Origin of the sequence: Dyadobacter koreensis (assembly GCF_900108855.1) — a bacterium.
In the GTDB taxonomy this organism is placed as follows: Bacteria; Bacteroidota; Bacteroidia; order Cytophagales; family Spirosomataceae; genus Dyadobacter; species Dyadobacter koreensis.
In genome coordinates, this window is the sequence record NZ_FNXY01000001.1 from 533,585 (window position 1) to 560,554 (window position 26,970).

22 protein-coding genes are annotated in these 26,970 nt (G+C 44.9%); 7 read left to right on the forward strand and 15 right to left on the reverse strand.

Going from position 1 to position 26,970, the window contains the following annotated elements; translation table 11 throughout:
* Positions 1 to 17 precede the first annotated feature (17 nt).
* The 3 genes from BMY70_RS02185 to BMY70_RS02195 all read right to left on the reverse strand — a co-directional run bounded on the left by BMY70_RS02185 (position 18) and on the right by BMY70_RS02195 (position 1,569).
* Positions 18 to 560 (reverse strand): Riean_0653 family protein, encoded by a 543-nt coding sequence (locus tag BMY70_RS02185; RefSeq protein ID WP_090331495.1) that lies wholly within the window; start codon positions 558 to 560, stop codon positions 18 to 20.
* 180 nt (positions 561 to 740) lie between these two features.
* The gene (locus tag BMY70_RS02190; RefSeq protein ID WP_090331497.1) at positions 741 to 1,268 is read right to left on the reverse strand and encodes a hypothetical protein; all 528 of its coding nucleotides are present in this window, start codon (positions 1,266 to 1,268) and stop codon (positions 741 to 743) included.
* Between the two features lie 46 nt (positions 1,269 to 1,314).
* Entirely contained in the window at positions 1,315 to 1,569 is a 255-nt protein-coding gene (locus BMY70_RS02195) for a hypothetical protein (protein WP_090331499.1), read from the reverse strand.
* 531 nt (positions 1,570 to 2,100) lie between these two features.
* Between BMY70_RS02195 and BMY70_RS02200 the strand changes: the two genes are divergently transcribed.
* Positions 2,101 to 2,307, forward strand: coding sequence for a hypothetical protein (locus tag BMY70_RS02200; RefSeq protein WP_090331501.1), 207 nt, complete (start codon positions 2,101 to 2,103; stop codon positions 2,305 to 2,307).
* 126 nt (positions 2,308 to 2,433) lie between these two features.
* Here BMY70_RS02200 and BMY70_RS02205 read toward each other — a convergent pair whose 3' ends face one another.
* Positions 2,434 to 3,522, reverse strand: coding sequence for a Gfo/Idh/MocA family protein (locus BMY70_RS02205; RefSeq protein WP_090331502.1), 1,089 nt, complete (start codon positions 3,520 to 3,522; stop codon positions 2,434 to 2,436).
* A 307-nt stretch (positions 3,523 to 3,829) separates the two neighbouring features.
* On the opposite strand from BMY70_RS02205, the gene BMY70_RS02210 reads away from it, so the two are divergent.
* Positions 3,830 to 4,081 carry a hypothetical protein gene (locus BMY70_RS02210; RefSeq protein ID WP_090331505.1) on the forward strand — a complete coding sequence of 84 codons (252 nt, stop codon included), beginning with the start codon at positions 3,830 to 3,832 and terminating at the stop codon, positions 4,079 to 4,081.
* A gap of 428 nt (positions 4,082 to 4,509) precedes the next feature.
* Here the strand turns inward: BMY70_RS02210 and BMY70_RS02215 are convergent, their stop codons facing one another.
* From BMY70_RS02215 to BMY70_RS02255, 9 genes are all read right to left on the reverse strand, one after another.
* Entirely contained in the window at positions 4,510 to 5,715 is a 1,206-nt protein-coding gene (locus BMY70_RS02215) for an ROK family transcriptional regulator (protein WP_090331507.1), read from the reverse strand.
* 158 nt (positions 5,716 to 5,873) lie between these two features.
* Positions 5,874 to 7,586 carry an FAD-dependent oxidoreductase gene (locus BMY70_RS02220; protein ID WP_090331509.1) on the reverse strand — a complete coding sequence of 571 codons (1,713 nt, stop codon included), beginning with the start codon at positions 7,584 to 7,586 and terminating at the stop codon, positions 5,874 to 5,876.
* Between the two features lie 47 nt (positions 7,587 to 7,633).
* A complete protein-coding gene (locus tag BMY70_RS02225; protein WP_090331511.1) occupies positions 7,634 to 9,328 on the reverse strand; it encodes a RagB/SusD family nutrient uptake outer membrane protein in 1,695 nt (564 codons plus the stop codon).
* 4 nt (positions 9,329 to 9,332) lie between these two features.
* Entirely contained in the window at positions 9,333 to 12,413 is a 3,081-nt protein-coding gene (locus BMY70_RS02230; RefSeq protein WP_090331513.1) for a SusC/RagA family TonB-linked outer membrane protein, read from the reverse strand.
* Between the two features lie 110 nt (positions 12,414 to 12,523).
* Positions 12,524 to 14,140, reverse strand: a complete 1,617-nt coding sequence (locus BMY70_RS02235; protein WP_090331515.1) for a DUF4127 family protein — start codon at positions 14,138 to 14,140, stop codon at positions 12,524 to 12,526.
* The gene (locus BMY70_RS02240; RefSeq protein ID WP_090331517.1) at positions 14,137 to 15,387 is read right to left on the reverse strand and encodes a sugar MFS transporter; all 1,251 of its coding nucleotides are present in this window, start codon (positions 15,385 to 15,387) and stop codon (positions 14,137 to 14,139) included. The genes BMY70_RS02235 and BMY70_RS02240 overlap by 4 nt, the downstream gene beginning before the upstream one ends.
* 1 nt (position 15,388) lies before the next feature.
* Positions 15,389 to 16,579: a n-acyl-d-glucosamine 2-epimerase gene (locus BMY70_RS02245; protein ID WP_090331519.1), complete on the reverse strand. Its 1,191-nt coding sequence runs from the start codon at positions 16,577 to 16,579 to the stop codon at positions 15,389 to 15,391.
* Between the two features lie 674 nt (positions 16,580 to 17,253).
* On the reverse strand, positions 17,254 to 20,007 hold the full coding sequence (locus BMY70_RS02250) for a PQQ-dependent sugar dehydrogenase (RefSeq protein ID WP_229209443.1): 2,754 nt from the start codon (positions 20,005 to 20,007) through the stop codon (positions 17,254 to 17,256).
* Positions 20,008 to 20,450: 443 nt separating this feature from the next.
* A complete protein-coding gene (locus BMY70_RS02255; protein WP_143072036.1) occupies positions 20,451 to 20,918 on the reverse strand; it encodes a hypothetical protein in 468 nt (155 codons plus the stop codon).
* Positions 20,919 to 21,132: 214 nt separating this feature from the next.
* Here BMY70_RS02255 and BMY70_RS02260 point away from each other — a divergent pair, with 214 nt between their 5' ends.
* From BMY70_RS02260 to BMY70_RS02270, 3 genes are all read left to right on the forward strand, one after another.
* Positions 21,133 to 21,588, forward strand: a complete 456-nt coding sequence (locus BMY70_RS02260) for a PA2169 family four-helix-bundle protein (RefSeq protein WP_090331523.1) — start codon at positions 21,133 to 21,135, stop codon at positions 21,586 to 21,588.
* Positions 21,589 to 21,901: 313 nt separating this feature from the next.
* Positions 21,902 to 22,384: a DUF4385 domain-containing protein gene (locus tag BMY70_RS02265; RefSeq protein ID WP_090331525.1), complete on the forward strand. Its 483-nt coding sequence runs from the start codon at positions 21,902 to 21,904 to the stop codon at positions 22,382 to 22,384.
* A 397-nt stretch (positions 22,385 to 22,781) separates the two neighbouring features.
* Positions 22,782 to 23,441, forward strand: coding sequence for a carbonic anhydrase (locus BMY70_RS02270; RefSeq protein WP_090331527.1), 660 nt, complete (start codon positions 22,782 to 22,784; stop codon positions 23,439 to 23,441).
* 235 nt (positions 23,442 to 23,676) lie between these two features.
* Here the strand turns inward: BMY70_RS02270 and BMY70_RS02275 are convergent, their stop codons facing one another.
* Positions 23,677 to 24,177, reverse strand: a complete 501-nt coding sequence (locus BMY70_RS02275; RefSeq protein ID WP_090331530.1) for a cupin domain-containing protein — start codon at positions 24,175 to 24,177, stop codon at positions 23,677 to 23,679.
* A 246-nt stretch (positions 24,178 to 24,423) separates the two neighbouring features.
* Here BMY70_RS02275 and BMY70_RS02280 point away from each other — a divergent pair, with 246 nt between their 5' ends.
* Together BMY70_RS02280 and BMY70_RS02285 are read left to right on the forward strand one after the other, a co-directional pair.
* On the forward strand, positions 24,424 to 25,374 hold the full coding sequence (locus BMY70_RS02280; RefSeq protein WP_090331532.1) for an SMP-30/gluconolactonase/LRE family protein: 951 nt from the start codon (positions 24,424 to 24,426) through the stop codon (positions 25,372 to 25,374).
* A gap of 252 nt (positions 25,375 to 25,626) precedes the next feature.
* Positions 25,627 to 26,178 carry a dihydrofolate reductase family protein gene (locus BMY70_RS02285; RefSeq protein WP_090331534.1) on the forward strand — a complete coding sequence of 184 codons (552 nt, stop codon included), beginning with the start codon at positions 25,627 to 25,629 and terminating at the stop codon, positions 26,176 to 26,178.
* Positions 26,179 to 26,357: 179 nt separating this feature from the next.
* Here BMY70_RS02285 and BMY70_RS02290 read toward each other — a convergent pair whose 3' ends face one another.
* A complete protein-coding gene (locus BMY70_RS02290) occupies positions 26,358 to 26,942 on the reverse strand; it encodes an alpha/beta hydrolase (RefSeq protein ID WP_090331536.1) in 585 nt (194 codons plus the stop codon).
* Between the last annotated feature and the right edge of the window lie 28 nt (positions 26,943 to 26,970).

The following is a 26,970-nucleotide window of genomic DNA, read 5'->3' on the forward strand; positions in this document are numbered from 1 at the left end:
GTAAAGATCACCTAAAATTATAATCCCTTCTGTAAGCTTCTGATATCAATATCAAAACGTCCTTCGGTAATTTTGATAATGCTCTTGTCGACAATATACTGGGCGTCAAACGCAAAGGTTCCTGAAATAACCTGATTGACTGTATCCAAACGCGTAATTCTGACGCTCCCAGGATTATTTCTCATCGAATTGAAGATCCGAAACTGGTTGTCATAGTAAATACCAAAGGGGGCACCGTACCGGTCGGTCAACGTATTTTCACCGATAACACCGCCAGGCAAGGTAATTTGCACACGATCCTTCGTATCCGCATGCGTATGGATCATCAGATAAAAAGTATCGGCGCTGACTTTTCTGAACTCTATTTCTACCGGCTTGCCAGATGGTCCCTGATCATTGGAACGCCCGTTAGCAATCCATGACTTTCCGTTTATTTTGCAAGCGAAAATGTTTAGGCCCTCTGTCGAGGGTGGCGGCAAAGCATCCTGCTGAGATTTACAGCCCATCAGCGCTGATAATGCCCATATCAGCCCCATAAAATTTTTGATCAGATAATTCATAAGCTGAAGGCAACGTTTATCTTGAATTTTTATGCAAAGAAATACCTTTTGATTTCTTATGCAACTGGATCTTTCAAAGCTGCCAACCGCCTTTTTTCAAAAGTACGTCTGATGAAATCTGTCTTAAAAAAGTCAGAAAAATGCTCTTTACGCTAAAACAAATAAGGTAGCAAACCTTGCCTAAAGCCCGGGCTCGGAACTTTGGTTTCCCATATGCCTTTCCACAATGCGGCTTTTAATTCTGGAAGCACGCGAGCGGTAAGCACTGCTGAGCTCATCACCCGGCTGAAAGGTATGATTCTCGCCATGGTCTGACAGAGAATGGGATGCTACAAAATCACTGCTGCTTGCATGCCGTTCGGAATGCTCGGTAGCATCTTCTGCTCCATAGGCATCCAGCATCTCCGATGCTTTTTCAGCCTGCTGACGTGTATCGGTATGTACTGTCAAGATAATACCTGCTTTGGATGCGTGCGCGTACCTATCAACGTCTTCATGATCGGCCCCAAATAAATCCCTGAAAAATGCGGTTACCTTTTCAAGCCATGCGTTATCCTGCTGTTCGCTGACTGGAAACTCAACATCGGGCTTGTAGGAAGCGATTTTCATTTCGATTTGCTGCGGACTGAACCCCGCAGAAAGAAGATACTGCTGAGCCTGCTCAGCCGAGGTTTTATTATCAAATATTGCTACGACGGTGTTTGCCATGATTATTTAAATAAAGTGGTTAAGTGATTTTAATTCATGGGCAGCACTACTGCTGTTCTCCGATAAGTCTTTGATATTTTTCAATCTGACTCTCAAAACTTCGGATGCCCGTTTCGTAAATAATTTTTAAGGATTGCAGATCGTCCACATCATCCTCGTAGGCTTTATCGTCCGCTGGTCCGCTGCTGTCTAACTTCGATAGCAGCAGTAGCAGCTTTTCCAGTGACTGCTTGTTTTGACGAAGACGATAACGATTCCAGTTCATCATAAGTTTATAATTCACTTCGCTCTTTTTTTTCACTGATGCTGTCGTTTAACTGTCTGAAAAGGTGGATCCGCCATCATTTTATGGCCGGAATGATCTTATAGTGAAACTTTCAACTGCAAATACTGTACCTGAGAAAAGTTCTGCCGAAAACCTGTTTCAGCTTTCGGTCAGACCTTTCACTTTGATGAATAACACAGCGACATTTTAAATACAGCTATGGATTTTTTGTATACTGATTTTGTAAAATCAAGGCTAAATTTTAAACGTTACGCCAAAACCTACCACATGTCAATATCCTGAGAAGACAGGTTCAAAAACGTTTAAAAAGTCTTTTAACCGAATAATAACTATTCTTTCTGTTTTGAAAGGCACCCGGATTACTGGTCTGATTTTGGTATATCTGTTTAATACCACTGAACAGAACGTTAAAATCGCTGCGATTTTGTGCCCTGGTAAAACCAGATAATTATCGGCTAACCTAACCTATGCTTATGAAAAACTACGAAAACGTTGCCTGACCCAATGAAGTACCTGAATAACTTAACCCAGCTTAAATAAAAAATTATGAAAACAGAACTAGCACCTTCCAACATTAAAGAAACAAGTATCGGCGGCCTTCGAACCGGAGACTTCATCGTCAACCTGGGAGAGGTATTGGAGATAGATGAGCTGACCAACGCCTACAGTGTTGTAGTCCGAAGAAGCAATCAAAAGCAGGTTTTTACTTTTGATAAAGAGGATCTGCTGTTGGTAAAGAAAAAAAATAATTAGCACGCAAAGTTGCCTGCCAGCTAAAACCGAGTTTAAAACCCGCGATTTTAGCTGGCAGGCAACAGTATATAAATCAGCTCCAAGTACTACTTTTGAAAACAGCAGATGATCTGAGGCGCAAATTTTTCAGATTTTCACATTTTTTCCTGTCTCGACCGATTTATAAATTGCCTCAACAACGCGGATATCGCGGAGCCCCTCCTCGCCCGGAGCGATCAGCTCACTGCCGCTTATGATCGCCAAACAATCCTCATCCATCTGTTTGGCCTGTTGATTTTGGATGGGATAGTTGATAATGGTTCCATCGGACATGCTTCCCTTGTTACCCGAATAGCCAGAGTGAGGCTCCATTTTCAACCATCCTTTTTCATAGTTAATCTGCAAATGATTCATGTTGATACCAAAGCTGGTCTGGCAGGCAGCGCGTGCACCACTTGGAAAATCAAGCATAAACATCATCGTCTCCTCTACCTGGTTGTAAATTTGAGGACGGGTGGTCGAGGCCAGCGCAGTAACGCTTACAGGCTCCTCGCCGGTAGCTAGCCGGGCTCCCTGCAGCGCATAAACTCCCATATCCCCCATCACACCACCACCCAGTTTTTTATTTTGTTTCCAGTGCGTTGTGCGGTTATCCAAATAGCCAGCGGCACTGTTTACCATCATCACTTTCCCAAATTTCTTTTCTTTGGCCACTTTCATATAAGCCTGAATGTTGGGGTCATGCTGGCAGCGGTAGCCGATCGCGAGTTTCACCTTATTGGTTTTGCAGGCGCTGATCATCGCCTCACAGTCAGCAACCGATGGTGCCATGGGCTTTTCACAAAACACATGCTTGCCAGCTTTTGCTGCCCTTACAACAAATTCGCGGTGCATGGAAGGCGGTAACACTACATAGACAATATCGATATCAGGATTGTCTGCGATCTTATCAAAATTTTGGTAGTTGTATATATTCTTTTCCGGGATCTTATATTTGGCTTTCCAGGTCTGGGCTTTTTCGGGCGTACCGGTAACGATACCTGCCAGATAGCACTTTTCGGTCAATTGCAGCGCGGGAGCCAAAAGATCGGTACTGTAGTAGCCCAACCCCACAAGGGCGATGCCAAGTTTTTCCTTTTTTGGCGCCAGCGAAGCCAGCAGCGGGTTACCTGAAAACAGGGTAGCGGCCGAGGCCATCGTTAGGGTCGATAAAAAATCACGTCTTTCTATATGCATAACAAGGTTCTTTGAGATTGAAAATACCCTTTTGCCAAAACAATACCCAAAGTCTGCGATTCTACTCATAAATCAAAAAATTTACGCTGAATCATTTGAAGGACTGTTCATTTTATAGCCGGTTGTTGCGCCGAGTCCTAAGCCCATCTCCCTTGAAAGTTTCCCGATATTTCCCCTGGCTGGTGTCAGCGGAGCTGCTACAAGAAGCTGTAGGACTTTTTCTTTATTTAGTTTAAAATTGTCTTTATATTAGCATATCGGGTTCGATTATTTACCAGCGGTTCTGCTTACCAATCACATTTTGGCTATGGAAACATTATTGTTTTGGGGAAATGGAGAAGATTTAAGTGATTTTCTGTCGGCGCAGCCTAACGGGCTTGTGAAAAATATTGAGATTCAGTACAACGCAAAACTGGGCAAAGCCTATGTCAGATCAGATAACCGGCAGGTAATGGATCTGCTTTCAAGAAAATTTCAGTTAAAGCCAGTAAGCCCTGAGGAAGAATTTCTAGGTGCGGTTGCAGCGGATCGTTCCGGCTGGATTACGGTCTATAAGTAGCCCTACCCGTGAAACAGAGGGTTTTCAGTGAAAATGAAACAGTAAAGCAGCCTTGTCAAGCGCAAGTATTGAACATCAAAGAAGAGCAATAGAGAAGGCCTTCTGCTGCCCAAGCACGCAGTCTCACCGAAGGATCACATCGCCATTTCAGCATAGCAAACCGTGCTGTCCGGCGATTTACCTTATCGTTTATGATCAACACATCAAGGTATGAGCGCATTCACAGCATTCTTGTTAAAACCGGCATGCCAGCAAGGGCTGGCGGCGCAGCAAAAAGCTGCAAGGGTAATCCTTAACAGCCATTTCATTTCTTGACAAAACCAACGAATCACTTTTTTTCCCGCTGCTTTGCAGGCGCAGAAAGGTTTGGCTTCTGGCTGCCGGTAACTGCACCCGGCAGCCAGAAGGCAAACCGTCTCAATTTTATTTCATATGGCCAGGACCCGGTTTCTGACAAGCAGGCAGGCACCCAGAATTCCGGCCTGTTCGCCCAGTGTTGACATTTTTAACTGCGAATCATTATTTACCAGACTTAGCGAGTATTTATTCAACGCAGTCTTGATGGGAAGGTAAAGATAATCACCGGTTGAAATCAGGCTTCCGCCCAACACGACAAGTTCAGGGTTGAGCACATTGATGAGCGCTGCAATGCCCCGGCCCAGATTCTCACCCACTCTGGCAATCAGCTCAATGGCCAGCACATCGTCTCCAAGGGCTGCGTCAATGATATGATCCATGGTGATATCTTCGGGCTTCATTTTTCTTTTTGATGTCAGAACCGAGGAAGATCCTTCGGCAAGTTTTTCGCGAAACATCCGCGTAAGCGCCCAGCCGGACGCTTCTGTCTCCAAACAACCTTTTTTTCCACAGTGGCAAATACGTTCATTGTCAAAAAAAGGCATATGTCCCACCTCACCGGCATAACCTGATTTCCCGTAATAAAGCTGTCCATCGAAAAGAATGCCCACGCCGATTCCATAGTCCAGGTTAAGAAAAAGCACATCTTTTTCATCTTGCACGGCACCTGCACAAAACTCCCCGTAAGCCATCGCCCTCGAATCGTTTTCCAAAAAAACAGGAATGCCGACCCTGCTGTGGATAATTTCGGCAAGCGGGTTTTCATCAAAATGAAAGAAGCTGTAACTATGCCCGGTCGTGTAATTGATGCGTCCGGATAGATTTATGCCAATTCCTAAAACGCGGCCCGAAGGAACGTCAATCTCTGCTATAAAATTTTCAATATAAGAACACAACGACTCCAAGGAGTGGGCCGTATTGTCAAGCCTGTAATCCAGCTTTTCAGAAATCTTAACCAGGTTTTTCTGTAAATCAGACAAGCCGATATTAATATGGCTTTGTTTCACATCCACACCGATAAAAAAGGCCGAATCCGGAACGATTCCATACAAATTAGGTTTTCTGCCTCCGCTCGATTCGATCTTGCCATAATCTTTTATCAACCCTTCCTGAATCAGTTCATTGACCAGGGAGGTAACTTTGGGCACGCTCACATCCAGATCCTTACTAAGCTCAGGAATTGTGGTATTTCCATTATTTGCAAAATGTCCTAAAATAATCTTTTTTGGATCGCCTTTTTTACCTGCTGCGCCCACCAACCGAATCGTTCGACTCATATTTTTTTTTACTGATACTTTCTTTCAAACTTACTTACTTTCATTAATACTATTAGCATTTCAAAGTCAGAATTAATGAAAGACCCGCATCAGCCGGGTTTATATTTAGCAAGTTGAAAGCACAACGCGCTACTTAATCATTTTACGTCAGATTAAGGTTATGCTTTTGGCCATTCTGTTTCAATCCCCTGCTTGCGAATAAAGCTTTGAAATTCTTTCAGGTGCTGCGGCTGCTGGCGAACCGTTCTGGGAATCACCTTTTTATCCAGCGCATATTTTATCAGAAGCCCCACGGATTCTCCGATGCTCCATTCGACCGGATGCAGCCGGTAACAGCCATTGGTGATATGGGTTGTTCCAATGTTTTTGTTGGCAGGAAGTAAATTTTCCACCCTTTTGGGAAGCAGTGCCCCTAGTGGGATTTGAAATGGAAGGGAGGCAAAATCGATGTAATTATTGCCTGCCGTGCTTGGGTGCAGATCGATATGGTAATAGCCAATGCCGACGCTATCGTAGAAATCGGCCGCCGTATTCTCGGTTTTACCCGTGATCTGAGCGCGGTTTAATGCGCCCACATGCTCTTCTTTCACCGTAAAAACTGATTTAATTCTGCGCGACTCACGGATGTAGGGATATTTTGCCAATCCATCTTCGGTGCCCATAATGTCCTTGCGAAGCCGGACACCCGGCCATCCTTTCCCTCCGTCGGGTCGCGGAGCCTCGGTCTGCAGCCAATACAGCAAAGACAAACTCAGCTGTTTTCCCGCGTCAAAATGTTTTTTAAAATCCTTCTGGCTTGCGCCGATTAAATTGCCCAGGAAATAATCATTTTGCGGCCAGTTCACAATCGTGATATCACCTGAATATGTACCGTTGACAAAATTTTCCTTGTTGATGATCCTGCGGTAATTCCAAAGGTTCAGCGTCTGTCCACGGCTGACTCCTTCGGGATGAAAGTCAAGCGATTTGGGCTCCAGGGTTTTGGGATTGCTATAAGCAAGATCCAGTAATTTGCCTGACCAGGGCTTGTCCATTTGGGGAACGAAATTCTTCCAGAAATCATAATCTTTGGGCTTTGGAATTACGTGATTTTCACCGGGAACATAGTCAATGGCAAAACATACGGTAAAGGCCTGATTATTCTCAGGATCTGCTTTCTGGGGTGCGTGCAGCTCACCGGTTTCACTTTTCGACTCAGCACCGGTGACAAATTCAGTTCCGGTCATAGGCAGAAGGTCACCCATTTCTGTCGCATCGACAAAATAGGGCGCTGACAAATTGTACTTGGTTGCCGTTTTTAAACTTGATGCCTCCAATGCCTTGACCTGATCCCCATGCACAGAAGCCGACGTGATTTTCGTGTCCAATAGCAGTGTTAATTTGCCTGTGCTCAGGTAAGGTGTAAACATCTCGGTTAAAACGGCAACTGCAACCCTTGGCTCATGACAAAGTTTAGAAACGGTTCCATCACCGGGATTGAGCTCTTTTCTTGCTTTTGCCAAAGCGGTCAACGGATAATTACGTTTATAATACTGGCGTATCGAATTTCTCAGATCGCGGTACAGCTGTGTCGCGCCATGGGTTTCGATCCACATGTGCTCGTCAGGTGGAACGCCCTGCTGGCTCAGCTGCCCGCCGACCCAGTCGGTTTCCTCTGTCAAAATCACCGACAAGCCATTTCGCAATGCTGCAAAGGCTGCCGCGCAGCCGCCCAACCCGCCGCCGGCAATGACCACATCGGCACTTAGTTCAGACTTAGTCAGCTGCGGCGGCTTTGCCTCAGCCGCCGCCGGTGCTGATACAAACGCAGTGGCAGTGGCAAGTGCGCCGCTGCTTAAAGCAATGTTTTCTATAAAATTTCTACGATTCATAATTCAAATTTAACGAAGCTAACACAGATATAACAAAGGTTAAGGGATCACCACTCCGGGTTTTGTGTGAGTTTTGGGTTTATGTCGCGCTCCGACTGCGGAATTGGCAGTAATTTCAATTTCGGATACCAGTAGCGGATTTCCCGCAGCATCCGGCTGCTTTCACTGGCGGCATAGGTCGGTATGTTATTAAGATCATTAATACTGTTTGTGGTAAAATCCGGAGCAGCCGCACCCACTGCCGGATCCTTGGGAATCCCTACAATTTTTTCAGGCATCACAATCGAGGCGATATCCCAGCGCCGTATATCAAACCAGCGGAATCCTTCCATGGCCAGCTCTACTGTACGTTCTCTTCGGATGAGCTGGCGAAGCTTATTTTGATCTGTCTGAACCGAAGCTTCCACCTGGGGCTGGCCTGCCCTTTGTCGCACAAGATTTATTGCCATGATCACAGAAGCGTCTAGCTCATTGAGTTCTATTTTCGACTCTGCATATGTAAGCAAAATTTCCGCGTAACGCATCAGAATAAAGTTAACGCGCGCCGCAAAAGCGTTTTCTGCGGTGAACGTGTATTTTGCATGCAGCAGTCCTACCCCGCTTTTCGATGGCCCATAAGCATTATCGAAATCAGCATTCGCTTTGGTGCTCCATGTTCCGTCCGCGTTTTTGACCGACGTGGTATTTTTGTAAATGTCATAGACGAACGTGCTCTGGTTCATCGTAATAGTATCACCAGGAATTGCTACGGTATATTTCAGCCGCATATCGCGGTTCAGCCTTGGATTTTTCGGATCATATACTTTGGACTGATCGATCCGTTTGCCATCTTTTGCTTCAAACATATCTACCAAACGCTGCTGGGGAAAGCGGCCGGACTGTCCGCCAGCTGTTCTTGAAATGCTGCCAAGGGGCAGATAAGTTATCGAATTGGCATCTGCATCCGTATAGAGCACTTCAAACATAATCTCCTTTCCGGCGTTGGGCGTCTGGCCGGCTTTGGTAAAAAGATCCTGAAATTTCGGATTTAGCCCCAGCCCTGCCCCTTCGATGATTTGTCTGGTCAGCTCAGCCGCTGTTTTGTAATCTTTGTTGTAAAATGCGGTTCGGGCTTTGATGCCCAGCACCACAGCCTTTGAGATTCTTCCCCGGTCCGAAGCTGACCAATCCAGCACCTGGGCGGCTGCATCAAGATCCTCGTAGATAAATTTTATAACCTCAGATTTGGGAGCGCGCAACTGCGTATAAAATTCATCCGGCAGCAGCGGTTTGGTAATCAAGGGAACATCACCATACATGTTGACCAGATAAAAGTATGCAAATGCCCGAAGCCCTTTTGCCTCGGCCTGCATGCGGTTATAGGCAGCCGCGGGCACATTACTTCTGCCTGCCTGCATCCCCTCGATCATTGTATTGGCCCGCTGAATGGTTGTGTAAGCAAGTGTCCAGATCGATTTTACATTGGCATTAAAAACATCAAAATTTCCTTCGCCCATATCCGGAGCGCGCAGCAGCGCAAGATCCGTCCAGCCGTCCATGATGGACTGATAGGGCGTATTGCCCGTATTCCAGTAAGCGGATTTATAGACAGCGGTCAGCGCAGCATTCATTTCAGTCTGGTTGTTGAAAAACTGGCCGGTTGCTGGCGAGTCCAGCGGCACCTGCTGAAGATAGTCCTTACAACCTGTAAAGACTTCCAGCGAAAGGCAAAGCGCAATGATACAGATGATCTTCTTTTTCATTTTCTTAAAACTTAATGTTAATACCTACGGTGTATGTTTTCATGATCGGATAAAAGATGCCTCCCGTATCGCGCTGCTCAGGATCAAAGCCGGGAAAGAAATTGCTCCATGTCACAAGATTCTGAGCACTCAGGTAAATTCTTGCCGACTTGACTTTCACCTTTTCGGTGAGCGTTTTCGGTAAGGTATAACCCAGCACCAAGTTTTTAATTCTTAAATAAGCGGCGGATCTGACCCAGTAGGAAGAGGCCACATAGTTGTTTGGAATACTGCTGGCCGTCAGGCGAGGATAAGCTGCTGCGGTATTTTGTGGCGTCCAGAAATCCTGCTGGTATTTAAACATGGACCCTTGAAAATCCGATGAATAAAAGGGCTGCGATCCGGTCCCTGACAGGTAATTGTCTTTTTTGCCAACACCCTGAAAAAAAGCCGTAAGATCAAAACCTTTATACTGGGCCGCAAGATTAAAGCTGTATTCATAGCGCGGGAAATAATTTCCAAGAATCGTGCGGTCGTAACTATCAATTTTGTTGTCGGCAACACCGTCAGGGCCGCTGATATCTTTATAGCGAATGTCCCCCGGGGCAGTATTTCCGTACTGGAATGGCGCGTTTTTCACTTCTTCTGCCGTCTGAAATAACCCATCAGCCTGGTATCCGTAGTAAGAATCCAACGCATATCCCTCCTGTTGTATTCTGGCCCCGTTAATAATGGGCGTGCCGCCATTTTTGAGTACTTTGTTTTTTACATCTGATAGGTTGAACTGTAGCTGATAGCTGAAATCACTGATCTTGTCTTTCCAGCCCACGGCAAGTTCCCATCCTTTATTGCGCATGGAACCTGTATTCACAAAAGGCGAGGCCAGGCCCACATAACCAGGAATCGGCACCAGCTGAAGCATATCAGAAATATCGCGTTGAAAATAATCCGCAGTAACCGACAACCGGTTTTTGAGCAGTCCGAAATCAGCGCCGATATCAAGAATTTTCGAGGATTCCCACCGAATGTTTGGATTGGCTGCCGTTGTGAGCGCATACCCCGCATTCACTACGTTGTTAAAATAATAGTTGTAGGCTGTTCCTGAATAAAATGTTGAATAACTCGGGTAATAATCCTGCACATCATTTCTGATCAAATTCTGATTTCCCAACGTTCCATAAGAAGCACGAAGCTTTGCATCGTTGATAACAGCGTTGACCGCTGTCCAGAAATTTTCCTGCGAGATTCTCCACCCGGCTGATACAGATGGAAAAAGTTTCCACCAGTTTTCCTGCCTGAAACGCGAAGAAGCATCCATCCGCCCATTCACTTCCAGCAGATATTTCTCATTGTAATTATAATTCAGTCGTCCGTACGCCGATACCATCGCATACTTGCTGGCTCCTCCGCTGATGGTCTGACCGAGCGGATCTCCGCTGTCAAGGTAGGGTCTATCAGGGGAAAGAAGGTTTTGACGGAACGTGTTAACATTGGATGTGCTGAAATCCTCTGTGCTAAAACCGCCAAGAGCTGTAAAGTTATGTCTGCCAAAAGTTTTGTTATAAGTAAGCTGCGCCCGGAAAAGATTCTGTGTGTTTTCCGAATTGTTATCTGAGAGCGAGTTCAGAGCCGGCCACGGGCGGGCTAAAACCAGGGTCTTGGTGGATGGATCCGCATTGTAGATCTTGTATTGATCCGTAAAATTCCGCCCGTGCGTGGTGTAATAGTTTGAACTGTATGTGGCAAGAATTTCCAGTCCTTCAAAAGGTTTATAGGTCAGTGCACCTTTGATGATTCTTGAATTGGTTATAGCTCTGGAAAAACCGCCATCCTCGGCCTGCGCCGCAGGATTGGCATTCGACCAGCCTTCGCCCCATTCTCCGCTATCATACTTTCCCGGAACCGTAGCGGGCAACCCTAGCATCTGACGTATGATCGATTGGGGTGTAGATTGTCCCGGCCAAAGCCGGTTGGACTTGTTAAGAACCAGATCCATCGAAGCCGACAACTTTTTGGTTATGGCAATGTCTGTGTTAAAGCGGAAATCCGATCGTTTGTAATTTGTGTTTGCAGTCAGACCATTTTGATCCATGAAGCTTCCCGAAGCGAACACTTTAATGCGGTCAGAGCCGCCTGAAATATTCAGATTATGGTTTTGCATCATGCCGTTTGCGGTCAGAACCAATTTTTTCCAGTCGGTATTAAAAAGGCTAAAATTGTCCGGCCCGTTCTTCTCGTAGGCTGCGATCTGTCCTGTAAACGCAGCGGGCAGGCCACTGTTGAGCTGCGCGATGTCCCAGTATTTCATATGCTCCAGAGCGTTTACTTTTTGGGGCAAGTCCGTTGGCGTCTGATTGGAGACATACGCGTTATAACTCACGTTTATCCCATTTGCCCCACGTTTACTGGTGATTAGAATAACCCCGTTTGCGGCGCGCGAACCGTATACAGCCGCGGCAGCGGCATCTTTCAACACAGAAATACTTTCAATGTTGTTTGGATCGATCGCATCCAGGTTCATTTCAACGTTGTCGATCAGAACAAGTGGATTTTGCCCGGCATTAATAGAGCCGATACCCCGTATACGTATGGTTCCTGCATCGCCACCCGGAACACCGGATTGCTGCGTTATCGTAACACCCGGAGCTGCCCCCTGCAAAGCCAGTGAAGTCGAGGCAACTTGCCGGCTGGTTAATTTTTCACCATCAATGACCGACACTGCACCTGTCAGGTTTACTTTTTTCTGTGTACCATACCCAACCACAACCAGCTCATTGAGGGTTTTGCTGTCAGAAACCATGGAAATGTTAAGCTCGCCGGCACCGTTAAAGGCGATCTGCTGGCTAACCATTCCCATAAATGAAAACACCACCGTTCCCGATGTTTGCGTTAAGGCCAGCTTGTAATTACCTTCCGCGTCGGTTGTCGTACCGTTTGAAGTTCCTTTGATCAAAACGGTTACGCCCGGCAGGGTGCCGCCGGTACTTTCGGTCACTTTTCCTTTTAATTCCGGATTTTGTGCTATACAAAAATACGGCATAAAAATCGCCATCAGCGCAGCGAGCCACCAGCCCTTGCGTAGATTTTTCATTGTAAATTTCTGCATTGGTTAAATGATTGGGGGTTTAATTGGACATAGTTTTCCCTACCGGCTCAGGGCCGGAAAGGGTACTGGACATTGAAGCATTTGTTTTTAGGGGTTTAGAAATAGTCAGCTCACTGTGTTGATTGGCAACTTATATCAAAATCAATATCTGCCTCGAAAGTGCGGTTCCATGGCAGCGAAAAGGTCAAATTTACAGGTTTGATGCATGTCACATTTTTTTGCAGTTTCTGATCTGCCACCGAGTAAGTATCCAGAAAACTACGCATATACGCTTGCAGTAAATTCAGACAATAGTTTTCTACTTTTTTAGTATCCTGAACGCTCATCAGTGTAGCGCTTGGCAATTTTTTCCCGGCGGATAAATACGTGTTGGCCTTTGCCCGGACTAGATTGTGATAATAGTAATCGTCTATCACGCGGTTAATCATAAACCAGTTTTGAGCCGTCCATATCCGGTTTGCTATAGCTTTGTTTTTCAAAAATTTCGATTCAGCCAGTGTAAAAATAACCCCATGCGGCAAGGCTGTTCCGATGGTATTGCCGGCTGTATTCCAGGAAGCATATCCACTGAGCGCTGCAAAAATATGCCGTTGTTGCAGCGCATTTGTAAAGAGCGAATCCCCACCCTGAACATCACCAACAGGATCCACATCAGCCACAATTACCCTTTTGCCCGCTGTCAGTTTACTTTCAATCTCCGCAGCAAATCTTTGGGCTACCGCAGGCTCGCGCCTGGAAGCGAATACGTAGAATAAAATATCGGCACTATCTTCCTTTTGAACCTGTTCAGATCCGGCCGCTGCAATATGGTGGCTAACGGTCTGAGACAGAATCCGGTCTTCAAAGGGCATTACCGAATTTTTCAGTTTTTCGGAGGAATAAAACGCCTTTATTTTTGGTTTAAAATCGTGCTGCTGGTTTAATGCTCTGGCCAGCAGCAGCATCGAAACTTCGTCCGCTCCGGGCTGCACAGCAATTTTATCTTGCAACTTTAAGCGCTCACGGGTTTGGATCAAATTTTCCCGGTCGATCAGATGAACGCCTTTGGCAGATGCATCATCCTGCGATAATATCAGATAGTCGATCAGTCCGTCCTTTACATAATCAATGGCTTTCAAATTGGTTTTGTAATTTCTCTGTCTTGCTCTTTTGTAATCTGCCAGCACCTGGGCAGGAATATCCTGTTCCAGTTTTTTAACCGCTGCGCTGGTTGCTTGCTGGGTGTCCGGCGAAATTTTTGCCCATCTTGCCAGCTTTTCGCGGTAGGCTTCGTTTTTCCCGTCAGCGCTTGGAGCCAGGCGCATAATTACGCTTTGTCCGTAAATTCGAATGCCGGGTGCTTTTTTTCTTATATTCCTTAAAATCTCAATTCTTGAAAGCGCCTGATCTGATTCAATCAGAAATTTGCGCGAAGCCACAAGGCCTCCGTAGGCAATCATGTCCAGCACAATGATGGCAGCATCGAAGGATTGAAGATCCTGTTGTAAAATCCATTCGTTAATTTTTTCAGATTTACCAGGCTGCTCAAAGTTACCAAGCAGCTCCAAGGGAGGCGAAACAATCTGCGCATCGCCGATCAGGCCCATTTTCTCAGTAAGTTTCAGACAGGGAGGACGTGCGTCCAGAGGAATAAGCAGTATCCTCGAACTAAGTCCTGATTTTTGCTGCGCAAAACTCAAACTGGCGCAAGCTGCCACAATAAGCACCGCAATCAGGTATTTTTTCATAACGTGCTAAATTTTGACTTATAACCGTTAAGTCCGTAGAAAAGAATATAACCATAACATCCGACCGGCAGCATAAACGCAATTTTCCAGCTTGTGTGGTCTATCAGCAACCCCTGCCCAAAAGAAATGACCGCACCTCCTGCGATCGCTGTGGACAAAAGCCCGGAGGCCTGCGTGGTGTATTTACCTAAACCGTTGACGGCCAAAGAAAAGATGATAGCGAACATAATCGAGTTACAAAGCCCGACACAAATCATTGTCCAGACTGCCAGATTGCCCGCAGAATTTAAGGAAACCAGCATTAAGAAGATCGCAACAGCAGCACAGAAACTCAGAACGTAGCTGGCTTTAATCGATTTTAGCAGCACTGCCCCGATTAGTCTCCCCACAAGCATGGCCCCCCAATAAAAGGCCACGTAATTATTGGCTTCACTTTCTGTGATTTTTAAAAGTTCAGCGATGTAATTGGTCAGAAAAGTCCCTACAGAAACCTCGGCACCCACATAGACAAACAATCCGATTATACCGAAATTTAGATTTCGGAACGAAAAAATGCCTGTACCGGATTCTTGATTTGATTCGGTTATCCGCTGATAAGATTTGATTACAGGTAAAGACAAACGGCTCACAATAAACGCTATAATAAGCAAGGCCGCGCCGATTCCAAGATAGGGAAAGCGAACAGCTTCACTTGAAGCCTGTGCATTTTCAAGGGGCGCCAGAATAAAATAGGCTCCAAAAAGCGGAGCGGTAGTCGTTCCAATCGAGCCAACGCCCTGAATTAATGTAAGTCTGGAAGATGCCGTTTTTGCCGGCCCCAGAATCGTGATGTACGGATTGGCTGCAACCTGCAAAAGCACAATGCCGATAGCGACAATAAATAAGGCGGCCAGAAACAGCGAATACTGGTGCATGAGCGATGCAGGAAAAAATAACAGCGCGCCTAGCGCAGCAATTGAAAATCCCAACACCATTCCTTTTTTATAACCCACTTTTTCAACGACTCTGCCAGCCGGTATGGAAGCAACTGCGTAGGTCAAAAAAAAGTAAAACTGTACTAGTGATGATTCAGAATAGCTCAACGTAAAGCCTCTTTTGAAAAACGGCACAAGCGTATCGTTCAGACAGGTAATAAATCCCATCATAAAATAAAGCACGGCCAGGGTCAATAAAGCAGGCGTATAATTTTGCCTTTCGCCCCCGGCCGGCCCGGCTACCGAAACAGTATTTACAGGAATTGCGGCCATGTTAGTGATATTGAATTGACGATTTTTTTGCTAAAATAGCTTCCAAAGTTTTCCAGCATTGATATAAACCCCGCGGGACATGAAAACAGCCCTTCCATTTGCCGCCCTTCAAAGGTAACAATACTTCGCCCTGCCGGTTAAGGTAACCAAACCATTCAGGGTTTTTCTTGTCGGCAAAGTGATCCCAGCTATAAGCGTGCACCTTTTCAAACCAGCTCCAGCATCTTTCATCGCCTGTATGCAAATAACCCTTCAAAAGACTGATCAAGGTTTCCATGTGCACCCACCACAATTTCTGATCCCATTCCAGCTGCTGCGGCGGAAAGCCCTTAATATCCATAAAGTAGAATATGCCCCCATGTTTTTTATCCCAGCCAAAATCCAGGATTTGCAGGGTAATTTCCGTTGCTTTTTTTGCCAGATCCTGATTGCCCGAACGCTGGGCAAGATCCATCAAAAACCACATCGCTTCTATTCCGTGACCGGGATTGATCAGTCTTCCTTCAAAAGTATCGGAAAATTCTCCGTCCGCAGTTACATTTTCAAGAATAAGTCCCAGATCCTTCCGGTAGAACTGATTCATGATCGTATCGATGCCATCCTGAATGGTCTGTTCAACCAATGCCTTCTCAAGCAGATGCTCGATTTCCAAAACCAGATTACACAGGATCATCGGGAGGGCAAATCCTTTTAAAGGCCTGCTGCCAGGAAAACTTTTATCATAGACACCTTTGGGTGTATCTTTTCTTTGCAAAATTCTGTTGAACGTATCTGTTGCTATCTTCGCATGCCGGGGATCTTGGGTTGCCTTATAGAGCTGACCAAAGGCCATCGAGGCGAAACAATCTGAAAATATATTAAAAGGCTGCGTCAGCGCATTACCTTCCCTGCTCAATGAAAAATACCAATCCCCGCTTTGATCCCGTCCGTTTTTTTCAAGAAAAGCTGCCCCTTGCAGGGCAAAATCAAGCCACTGCTGTTTTTTTTCAACCTTGTTATAAAGCATTGCAAAACACCAGACCTGACGGCACTGAAGCCAGACAAATTTGTCAGTATCAAAAACGCCGCCTTGTTCATCCAGACAGGTAAAATATCCACCGAACTGATGATCCCAGGAATTTTCAAGCCAGAACGGTATGACATTATCAAGAAGGGTGCCGCGGTACAGTTTCAGGTATTTTTCCGGTTGCATTATTTTATAATTTATATGTAAGATCAAAAAGTCAGTAGCCAAGATTGCAGTTCTGTGGCTCGCTGGAATTATGTCCGGCAGCAGAAGTGCATACTGACTGGTCACTTCACCCGCCGCTGTCTAATCCGGGAAGTCCGCCTATGGCAAACTACTTAATTATTTATATTATTTTGTATACTTCAAAATAACAATATAATTATTAAGTATGCAATACTTAATACCAAAAAATATTTTATAATTTTTACTTGACTGTCCGCAGCGCCGCTTGCCTTACAAATAAAGCCTGCTAGGCCGCGATCAATCCACCGGTATTCCCTGCTAAATGGGTCCGGTTACGGGACATAAAGGCTTAGAACCCTTCGTGCAAAAGATGAGCAGTTGAAGGTGTAAGGGCGCTCAGCAGTAGTTAGCTCAGAATAAAATCCTTAAATAGCAGTCACGGCCGGCCGACCAGTTTTAACAACCCAGCACCCAGGTCAGCGCAAAGCAGACCAGCGATTATAATAAGAGGCAATGACAGCCTGGTTAGTGAGAAAAAAAATCGAAAGCCTACTAATCTAAAAAGCAACCAGATGCGAAGTGCCCCTAATCTGCATCAGCGCTTCTGGTGCTGTACTTGTAATTTTGCAACATATATGCGGCCTACCATCCTATTTGCTGGCTACCAACCAGGATCAGTGTTCAAAAAGGATCCAGTCGACAAAAAACAAGCCTGATTTACTTAAATCGGGATTTGAAAAGGTAAAATAAAGGTCTTTAAAACCCGAAGACGGCGTTATATTGATGTCAAATTCCTTCCAGTCCGTTTTGACATCCTTAGGCTGCCCTGCCGGCACGGCCAGACTTCCGATCACCACCCCCTTCGAATCTCCCTGCCGCAGCTTGATTAGACCGCCCGCACCCTGCTGCTGCAGACGAATCCGCACTTTTTTAACATGAGTCAAATCAATATGTTTAAAGCTTACGTACTTGCCGTTTCTAGCCCAGATCGATGAAATATATCCGGTATTGATCGTAGCAATGACCACATTGGCACTACCTTCTTCATAATCCTCCATCTGTATAAGTGGGTCGCGAAGGACGATATGACTACTGCTTTTCAGCGGCTCGATCGCATTGGCGCCTTGATCTGTATAAGCAGCCTGCAGCACATAAGCACCTTGTTTTCCTTGCCCAATATGTTCGCTGAGCGCAATTCGCCCCTTGAAGGGAAGCTGTTTTTTCTTTTCTGCCAGCGAGAGAATATACCGGGTAATTTCCAAAGCCTCGCTCTTAGACAAATCAGCGTGCGGCGGCATCGGATAAGTCCCCCAGTTTCCGCTACCTCCTTTGATAATTTTTTCTGCCAGCTTCTCTGCCGCCCCTTCTTTTTCATTATAGCGCTGGGCAATCTGGTTTAAGGGCGGCCCAATCGATTTTGTATCCGGCGTGTGACATGCCTTACAGTCCAGAGATGCGTATAGTTTTTCAGCTGCGGCATATTTAAGATTACCATGTCCTGCGCCCGAAAGCACGGTGGCCAAATCTTTCCCAAAAGGCAAATAGTTAAAAGAGCTCGTCACAGCCGACCTATTGATCGCTTTATCTTCCGGATCCTTGATGCTGATGCTGTAATCAAAAACGGCGTTATCCCAATAGAAGCTCTTGTTGGCCATACTGGTTATTGATACAACAGGCGGTGTATTACCTACCTTGACCTGCATTGTTGCAACACCTTTCCCTCCCTTTTGATCAGAGACTGTCAGTGCGATGTCATAAACCCCTGCCTTTGTAAAAATATGTTTTAAACTCGGCCCTGATGCTTTTTTTGTTCCGATGGTCCATTCAAATTTCAGCTTATCTCCGGAATCATAATCTTTCGACTTCGCTGCCGAAAGCACGACAGCCATCGGAGCAGCACCATATTGCTTGTCGAGTTGAATATCGGCGATGGGATTACGATTTCCCTCCGAATATTCCACACGCATTAGTGCTGCGTCTGTATTTTTTGCAAACCAATTTGTTCCATAAGCCAGCATATAAATCGCACCATCGGGCGCTATTTTCATATCCATAGGCGCGGCCAATTTTAAATGCGGAAGAAACGGCTCCATACCTGCATAATTGCCGTTTTCATCCAAGGAAACGGCCATGACCCATTTTCGGATCCAGTCGTAAATGAAGAGTTTCCCATCGTAATACGCAGGCAATCTGTATTTGGCATCCGGATATAAATCGCGGTAATAGACCGGGCCCGCCATTGCGCTTGCGCCACCTTTCCCCACCAACGGCCACCGCTTGGACTCACCTTTCCCATACCAGATCATGGCCGGCTGGGCAGGTGGTAGATCTCTAACTCCGGAATTATTTGGCGAATGATTGGTAACATGAAGCGGATCCTGCCCCGGCCCCTCTTTTTTGGTCTGGAAATCGTATTTTGGAAATGCTTCATTATTACCTAAAAAATACGGATACCCAAAAAAGCCAGGCCTGCGGGCCTGATTGATTTCATCGTAACTCAGAAAGTTTTCCTCTGCCGGCACGTTGGTGTCGGGTCCCACATCTCCCCAATAGACGAAGTTGTTTTTAGGGTCGACCGACACGCGGAAAGGGTTGCGGCAACCCATAACGTAAATCTCCGGGTAACCCAAGGAACCATCCTTTGGAAAAAGATTCCCATCCGGAATACTGTACGAACCATCAGGCTCGGGTTTGATTCTTAATATTTTACCACGGTAATCTTTGCTGTTCGCTGTCGTACCCTGACCATCTGACAACTGCCTTCCAGGGCGTTCATCAGTTGGATTATGGCCTTCAATTTCTTCGGCATTTGTATTATCTCCCGTTGAAAGATACAAAAATCCATTGGCATCAAAGGTAAGATAACCTGCCGAATGGCAGCAGTAAGTTCGCTGTGTTGGAATTTGAAGTAAGATTTTTTTCGATTCCATACGGATCTGATCACCGATCATCTCATAGCGCTCCAGATTACTCACGTTTCTACTTCCGCTTACCCCATAGTAAAAGTAAATCCAGTGGTTTTTATCAAATTCAGGATCAGCAGCAACGCCAAGCAAACCATCTTCGATTCCGCTGAAAACGTTAAAGTGAGCGATCGTTTTTAACTGTTTTTGTTTTTGACTGTAAAGCTTTACAGCACCTTTACGCTCGACAATTACAACATCCAGACTGGGTAGTATAGCCATTTCCATCGGCTCATCTAGACCTTGTGCAAGCATCATATGTGTAAAGCGGCTACTGTCAGGGGATGCATGATAGGAAACTGCACCTTTGGGATGCGGGGCTACATCATTGCTTCCCATGAATGAGACCTGGCTCTTAGTCTGATAAATACGACTTTGACTACTGACCGGTATACGATGCAATGCTGTAACAGAAACCACAACTGCTGCCGATAGCAATCCGCCAATAAGTTTAAATGAGACCAATTGGATTTTAAATTAAGGGTTAGAGATAACTACCGCGAAATTAAGAAAACTTAATATTTTATTTTACTAAATAAACTTTAAATAAAATTTATAATTATCAAGTAGCGGTACGTTTTCTTCTACCAGATCAAAAGGTTAGCATACGTTTGGAAATTATTACCTGACAAAGCCAGGTTAGTGCCGTGACTAAAAGAAAATGATACATCCGGTTTTTCTCACATCCCGTTTTTTTAAAGCATGAAGCTATAAGATCGTATCTATTCATTCCTGCTAGCCATAAATGAATTGATTGCCAGGGATTAAACCGTAAAGATCAGCCTTCAAAATTTGAAAACCTTCACTGTAGTTATGAACCTATTTTTTTGCCAGGCCAAGCAATTCCGGTTTTTGGGCAATGAAATGAACCCAAAATCATTGAATGACATAGGTCATTCTTTGCAGCGTCATTCCTTAGCTTTTGAACTACTCAGCGCGACAATTTCGGGAATATCACCGGGCGAATGTTTTATTTTCATGTAGAAAGTTGTTTCAATGGAAGGAAATTCCACATCCAGTCCAACCAGATTAGTACCTATCCTATCAAGTTTGACAACTTTAACAAAAGGGAGCGGATGACCTGGGTCTTCCTGATATAATTCCTTTGAGAGCTCATCAATAAGTGCGCAAGATCTGCCATTCACCACAATTCTTACAGAACCTGGAACGTTCGAGGATTTCACGATCTGAACGGGATTAAGATAAAAATCGGAAGCAAAACGCGACGATTGAAAAATGTGATGAATTCCATGCTCAATGATGGCCGCTTTATCATAATCAGAGAATTCATTCTGACCCTTATTGCAACTGCTTAAAAAACACCATGCAGCCAGCAAAAACAGTACAAATTTCAATAAAACCTGGTTCTTCTTCATAGTCAAGCTGACAAAAAACAACACACCAGAAAGCCTTCGCAGCTTTATAGTTAGTTAATTATTAACGAAAATAAACTTTCCAAACGTTTTTACCTACCCTATTGTAAAATCAGGTAAAATATGCGCCGGACAGCACACATGCACAAGTCCGAATTACCCTCTGGCATGATATTCTTTAAAACTTACCAAAATCAACAAACAACTTAATTAGTTTATGACAACTTCATCAAATGCAACAGGCGTTATCGCCGATCTGATCGAAATTAATAACGACCGCGTAGCCGGTTTTGAAAAAGCGATCGAAGATATTAAGGACGAAAATCTTGATCTAAAAGCACTTTTTTCAGATTACGCACAGCAAAGCCGCCAAAATGTGCAGCAGCTGGCTGCAATAGCTGGCTCATCGCCACATCAGGAAACCGAAAATAGTGTGAGCGGAACTTTACACCGCGCCTGGATCGATGTTAAATCCCTGTTTGGAGGAAGTGACCGTGCAAGCATCCTTTCCGAGGCTGAACGTGGCGAAGATGCCATCAAAAAGGCTTATAAGGACGCTCTCAGCAGCACAGAATTAACCTCTGAGGCATTAACGATTGTGCAGGATCAGGCACAAAAGATCAACGCTGCCCACGATAACATCAAGGCTTTGCGCGATTCGGCCAAAGCATAAATTTTGTTTTTTTAAAACAGTAGAGCTGCCTTGTCAACAAGGCGGCTCTACTGTTTTTTGCCCTATCTATCCTGAGAATACCACCGACTGCTGACTATTTGCCCGAATCTGTAGTTATACCACTGTGGAAATTAAACCCTAACAGATCAATGCTCAAATAGCGGGATATATCACACCTGCTTAAATACAAGATACGCTGTCTGCACATTACAGTTTTTTTGCATCAACAGACTTCACCCGGCGCCAGCATGTCATCATTAACAGCGTTTTAATATAACCGGAATAACCCGCAGGACATCAGCTAAAATATGATATGGGCGAAAAACCATCCTACCTTCATTTCGATAAGCCGGCTTATGCCTGGAAAGCAGATACCGACTACCGCCAAAATCCCCAGCTTTACCGGGTTGGAAAAGGAGAGCAGGGCGTATTGATCTGCGAGCCGTATAAATCAGAAATCGGGCCGCTTTGGCGATTCAAAACCGAAGCCATAGCCCAGGAAAGCAGTGATAAGATTTATTCACTTTTTTTGGATTACCTCGGTTGCGATGATTTTGTTGGAGCAGATATGGCACGTAAGTATTTGCAAATGGGCTTCACCCGCGCGCGTCGCTACGCAAACTACAAGGGAGGAAAAAAATATGATAAGGATAATAACTTTCAGCTGCTGCAAAAAGGAACCGGTCAAATGCAAAAGGCGAATGCAGCAAAAATATTTTACCAGAAATGGCAGGAGGCTGAAAGTAATCAAAAATATTCAGATCTAAAGAAGAATTGGAAAAGCACATTGGGTTAATTCAGCTGCTGCGTTATAAAGCAGATTAAGTAAACACGTCAATAAATTTGTCTTCATCATTTTAATAGAAGACACTTATTAAAGAGCCACACAGTTCAGGGCTTGGTGTAAAGTACTTACAACGACATGGACGCTTCATGCCGTTTGTATTTAAAGATAAAAAAGATTGGGTGATCAAAAAAGCTACCTGTAAGAACGCTGCTATTTGCTGACGTTGTTTTCTGCTTACCGAACGAAAATTGCCGGAATTTGCTAATTTGCGCAGCAAACTGCGGCACGGCAAAATATTGTAGTTTTAAAACTACTCAGTCAGCTAAGACCGCGATAGAAAAAACACTGTTGAATCAATCTTGATTTAATTTCAGTTAGAATTATTTTCAACCAAACTTGAAATCACATGGATATTGCTCAAATTTTTCAAAACAATCAAACCTGGGTTCAAAAAAAACTCGCCGTTGAGCCAGGTTATTTTAGTGACCTTTCAAAGGGCCAGACGCCTGGAATACTTTACATCGGCTGCTCGGATAGCCGCGTATCTGCCGAAGAGCTTATGGGTATAGCGCCTGGCGAGGCCTTTATCCTCAGAAACATCGCCAATATGGTCCCAAATACGGATTTGAGCGTGATGTCGGTAATAAATTATGCCGTCGAACACTTGAAAGTAGATCATATCGTGGTCTGTGGACACTACTATTGCGGTGGCGTGCAAGCAGCCATGAAATCGGGTGATTTGGGTATATTAAATCCATGGCTTAGAAACATACGCGATGTCTATCGTACGCATAAGGAAGAATTGAATGCGATCGAAAATGAAGAACTTCGTTACAAAAGACTCGTAGAACTAAACGTAGAGGAGCAGTGCATCAACGTGATCAAAACCGCAGAAGTGCAAAAAGCGCAGCGCGACCGGGGCTTAACCGTTCATGGATGGGTATTTGATGTGCATTCAGGAAACTTGATCGATTTGAAAATCGATTTTAAAAAATTGCTGGAGAACATCATGGAAATCTACCGTCTGGATTTGCAGGAACCCGAAAAACAAGATAAGAAAAGTTAAAAGGGAATTTAACTGAGCGGTTGATTTTAAAGTACATCTGCGCGTAATAGTCAGCGCTAATAAAACGTGTCGTCAGCTCACAAATCTGCTTGCCCAGTAGTTACAGTTCCAGCGCCCGAAACGGCATATGAAACTGTAACTACCGGGCAGTTATATAAGAAGAAAAAGAAAGGCATTCTCCAGACCATATCCGGTTCTCACAGCCAAAGAATTTGGCAATTTTAGCGCCTGCCGTTCATGCCAGGTAATCTGGCGGAAAAAGCTTTTGTCCGAATTTTTCGGCCAGCATTTTCATATGCTGCTGCATTTTCTGATCCATTACCGGCAAAGGCAAAAACTCTCCAGGGCCGACTGGTTCTCCCATTTCTTCAAACATTTCTTCAAGGCCTGAGGGAACCACAGTACAAAGCAGGTGGACGATCTTATCGGATTTATTTTTAAACTGGTGAACAATTCCACCTTTGGGAATGATTACATAGCTGCCCTTTGTGGCTATGTGCGTGCCCGCTTCGGATTTGACCTCAACCTGACCTTCAACAACGTAAAAGGTTTCCTGAAAATCCGGATGTGAATGCGGCCCTGGCCCACCTGCCGGCGGAATCAGCATGTCTATTGTTGCGAAAGCGCCTGCGGTATGCTTACCTGTAACAAGAATACGGTAATTTCCTCCCATTACCGAAATACTTCTCCCCTGTTCAGGGGTGATGATCAAAGGAGATTCTTTTTTACTGTCCATACATTTCTTGTTTATAGTCCGCTCTTACAGGTTTAAATTTTTCTGAATTATCCCACTGCTCACAGGCATAATCGACAGTTAACAAAGAAAGAAAAATCTTCTCAAATAGCTAAAACATTTTGGCACAATAATTTATACCCAGAACAAAACCTAAAACACAAGATCACAGGCTCATGCCCGCTGCCGGCACTAGTGATTTTCTTAAAAAATAGTCAATGATTTTTATCCAAACTAACCTGTTCGATTATGAAACCATTTCGCCACTTTTACGCTTTTGCATCTCTTTCTTTATTTAGCCTGCTTGGCTGTGAGGACCACCGCGACAGTCCGAACGCCCCATTTCCTGAGCGCATCGATTTCGTAGCCGCGCGTCAGTATCCCGAAGGCATTGCTTATTCTTCGCAATTATCCAAATTTCTGATCACCTCCATTCCGCTGGGCAAAATTGGAACGGTGAGCACCGACGGCACTTATGAAGATTTGCTTGATGTGCCTGAGCTTATCAGCGGAATCGGTATGAAAGTTGCAGGAAACTATGCTTTTGTTTGCAACAGTGACCGGGGAATATCCGTAAAAAGTACGCAGGCGGGCGCTTTTCAAACAGCCGAGCTGCTGGTCTTTAATCTAACTACCCGGAAGCTGGAACGCCGTACCGATCTTGCCTCGCTGATACCTGCCGAACAGCGAAACTTTGCTAATGATGTAACGCTGGCAGCGGATGGTACTGCCTATGTAACAGACTCTTTCTCCCCTGTCATCTACAAAGTGGCCCCTGATGGAACAGGCAGCGTTCTTGTCCGCGATGAAACCAACTTTAGCAGTCCCAACTTCGGGCTTAACGGGATCGTTTATCATCCGGATGGCTACCTGATTGTTGCAAATACCGGACAGGGAAAGCTCTTCAAAGTGGATTTGCAAAAAAATAATCTGATCACTGAGATTACCGGTACTGGTGCTCTGCCAGGCGATGGGCTAACCTTTCTGAATCAGGACCTTTATGTGGTCACCGGCGGCTCGCGCGTCGCACGACTTACAAGCAATGATAACTGGCAAAGTGCATCCATCGTTAAATTTGATGAATCTGGCTACACCGGTGCCACAACCAGTGTGGCAGTCAACAACCAGATCTACACCTTGAATGCACGCATCGGAGCAATTGGCGAGGCCAAAGATTTTAGTATACAAAGATTCCGTTAAAAGGGCTCTTTCTGAATAAATGCTAAGCTTTAACCAGTATTTGATTTGCAGGTGGCTAAATTAGCCGCCTGCAATATTACCATGCGTTAAGGCAGCCATTTTTTAAAATATCTTTTACCTATTAATCTGAAAGCGTATCAGCTATCGGTTTGACCGGATTGGCTTAAATACCCCTTTAATTTGTCGCAGTGCGCCCGCATGCGAAGCCATGCAATATCTTATTTTTGAATGGTCATTATAAAAAATAAGAAGATGAGAACGGTAACATTCGGCATGAACATCAGTATCGATGGATATTGCGATCACACAGCTTTTAGCCCCGACCAGGAAGTTCATGACTACTTCACCCAAATGATGGACGAGGTCGACCTTATATTTTTTGGCCGTGTGATGTATGAACTTATGTTTCCTTACTGGGCGGATGTGGCTAAAAATAAATCCGGAACTGCCGACGAAATTAGATTTGCTCAAAAGCTTACAGCAATTGAACGAGTGGTTGTTTCCCGGTCCTTACACAGCACTGACGATAAAACCAGAATCGTTCGCAGCGACCCTTCAAAGGAATTATTGAGATTAAAACAGCAGCCTGGAAAAAAAATCTCGGTTGACAGTTTAAGCATGCTTGCTGAGCTGATCGAAGCAGATCTTATCGACGAGTTTAATTTGGTTGTCCATCCTGTAATGATCGGAAAAGGAAGACGACTGCTTGATGTGGCTAATCTGAACCAAAACCTGAACTTAAAACTTAATGATACGATCCTTTTCAAATCCGGCAGCGTGGCGCTTCACTATTTGAAACGGTGAACGGGCACCTCACAGGTCGATGAATAAAATCAGATGAGGGAATCATCAACCGGTAAGTATCAGGCGGTATGTGCAACAGCTGTTGCATCTCTTACCCTAAGGATCGCTGATTTGCAGACATCCTGGCTTCATCGGTAACGCTGTACATATCAATTCGGCCCCAGGTGCATAGCTTTATTTCAATAATCACTACTAAATCTTTGTATGTAAGCGCCGTTTTTGAGTGATTTTATATCGTGTGCTACGATTGCCAAATCGTTGTTAAAATCGTGGCCACCACAGCTACATTGCCGGTAAAATGCCCATGGAAGTTTTTGTCTGTATTTGCTTAGCTGGACGAATGGCACTTCTTGATCGTCCTGGCAATGATAAAAAAACAACGGAACTTGCGGATCCATTTTTTCAGCAAAATCTGGCTGCAATTTGAAAGGCCTGACCCATTGCTCATCCCCCGTCCAGAAAGGCGTTGCCATCAGAAAAACACCGCCAATCTTCCTTTGTATCTTTTTTTCAGATAAACAAGCAAGTAACATCGAAGCGCCTAATGAGTGACCAACCAGAATTACGCCATCCTGGCTGTTTAAAATTTCCCGGGTAATCTGCTCGCGGCGCCCCAGATCAGCCGATCCTGTATTTTGTAGAAAAGGGTAATGTACAAAGTAAGCAGCTCCTAACTGTTCTTTGAGTGAAACCACCAGATTCTTATCCTGCTCGTAGTCCTGTCTTTCGCCACCACCGTGAAAAAAAATAACCTGCGCTGTCATCTTAACATTGGATAAATAGCTACCATTT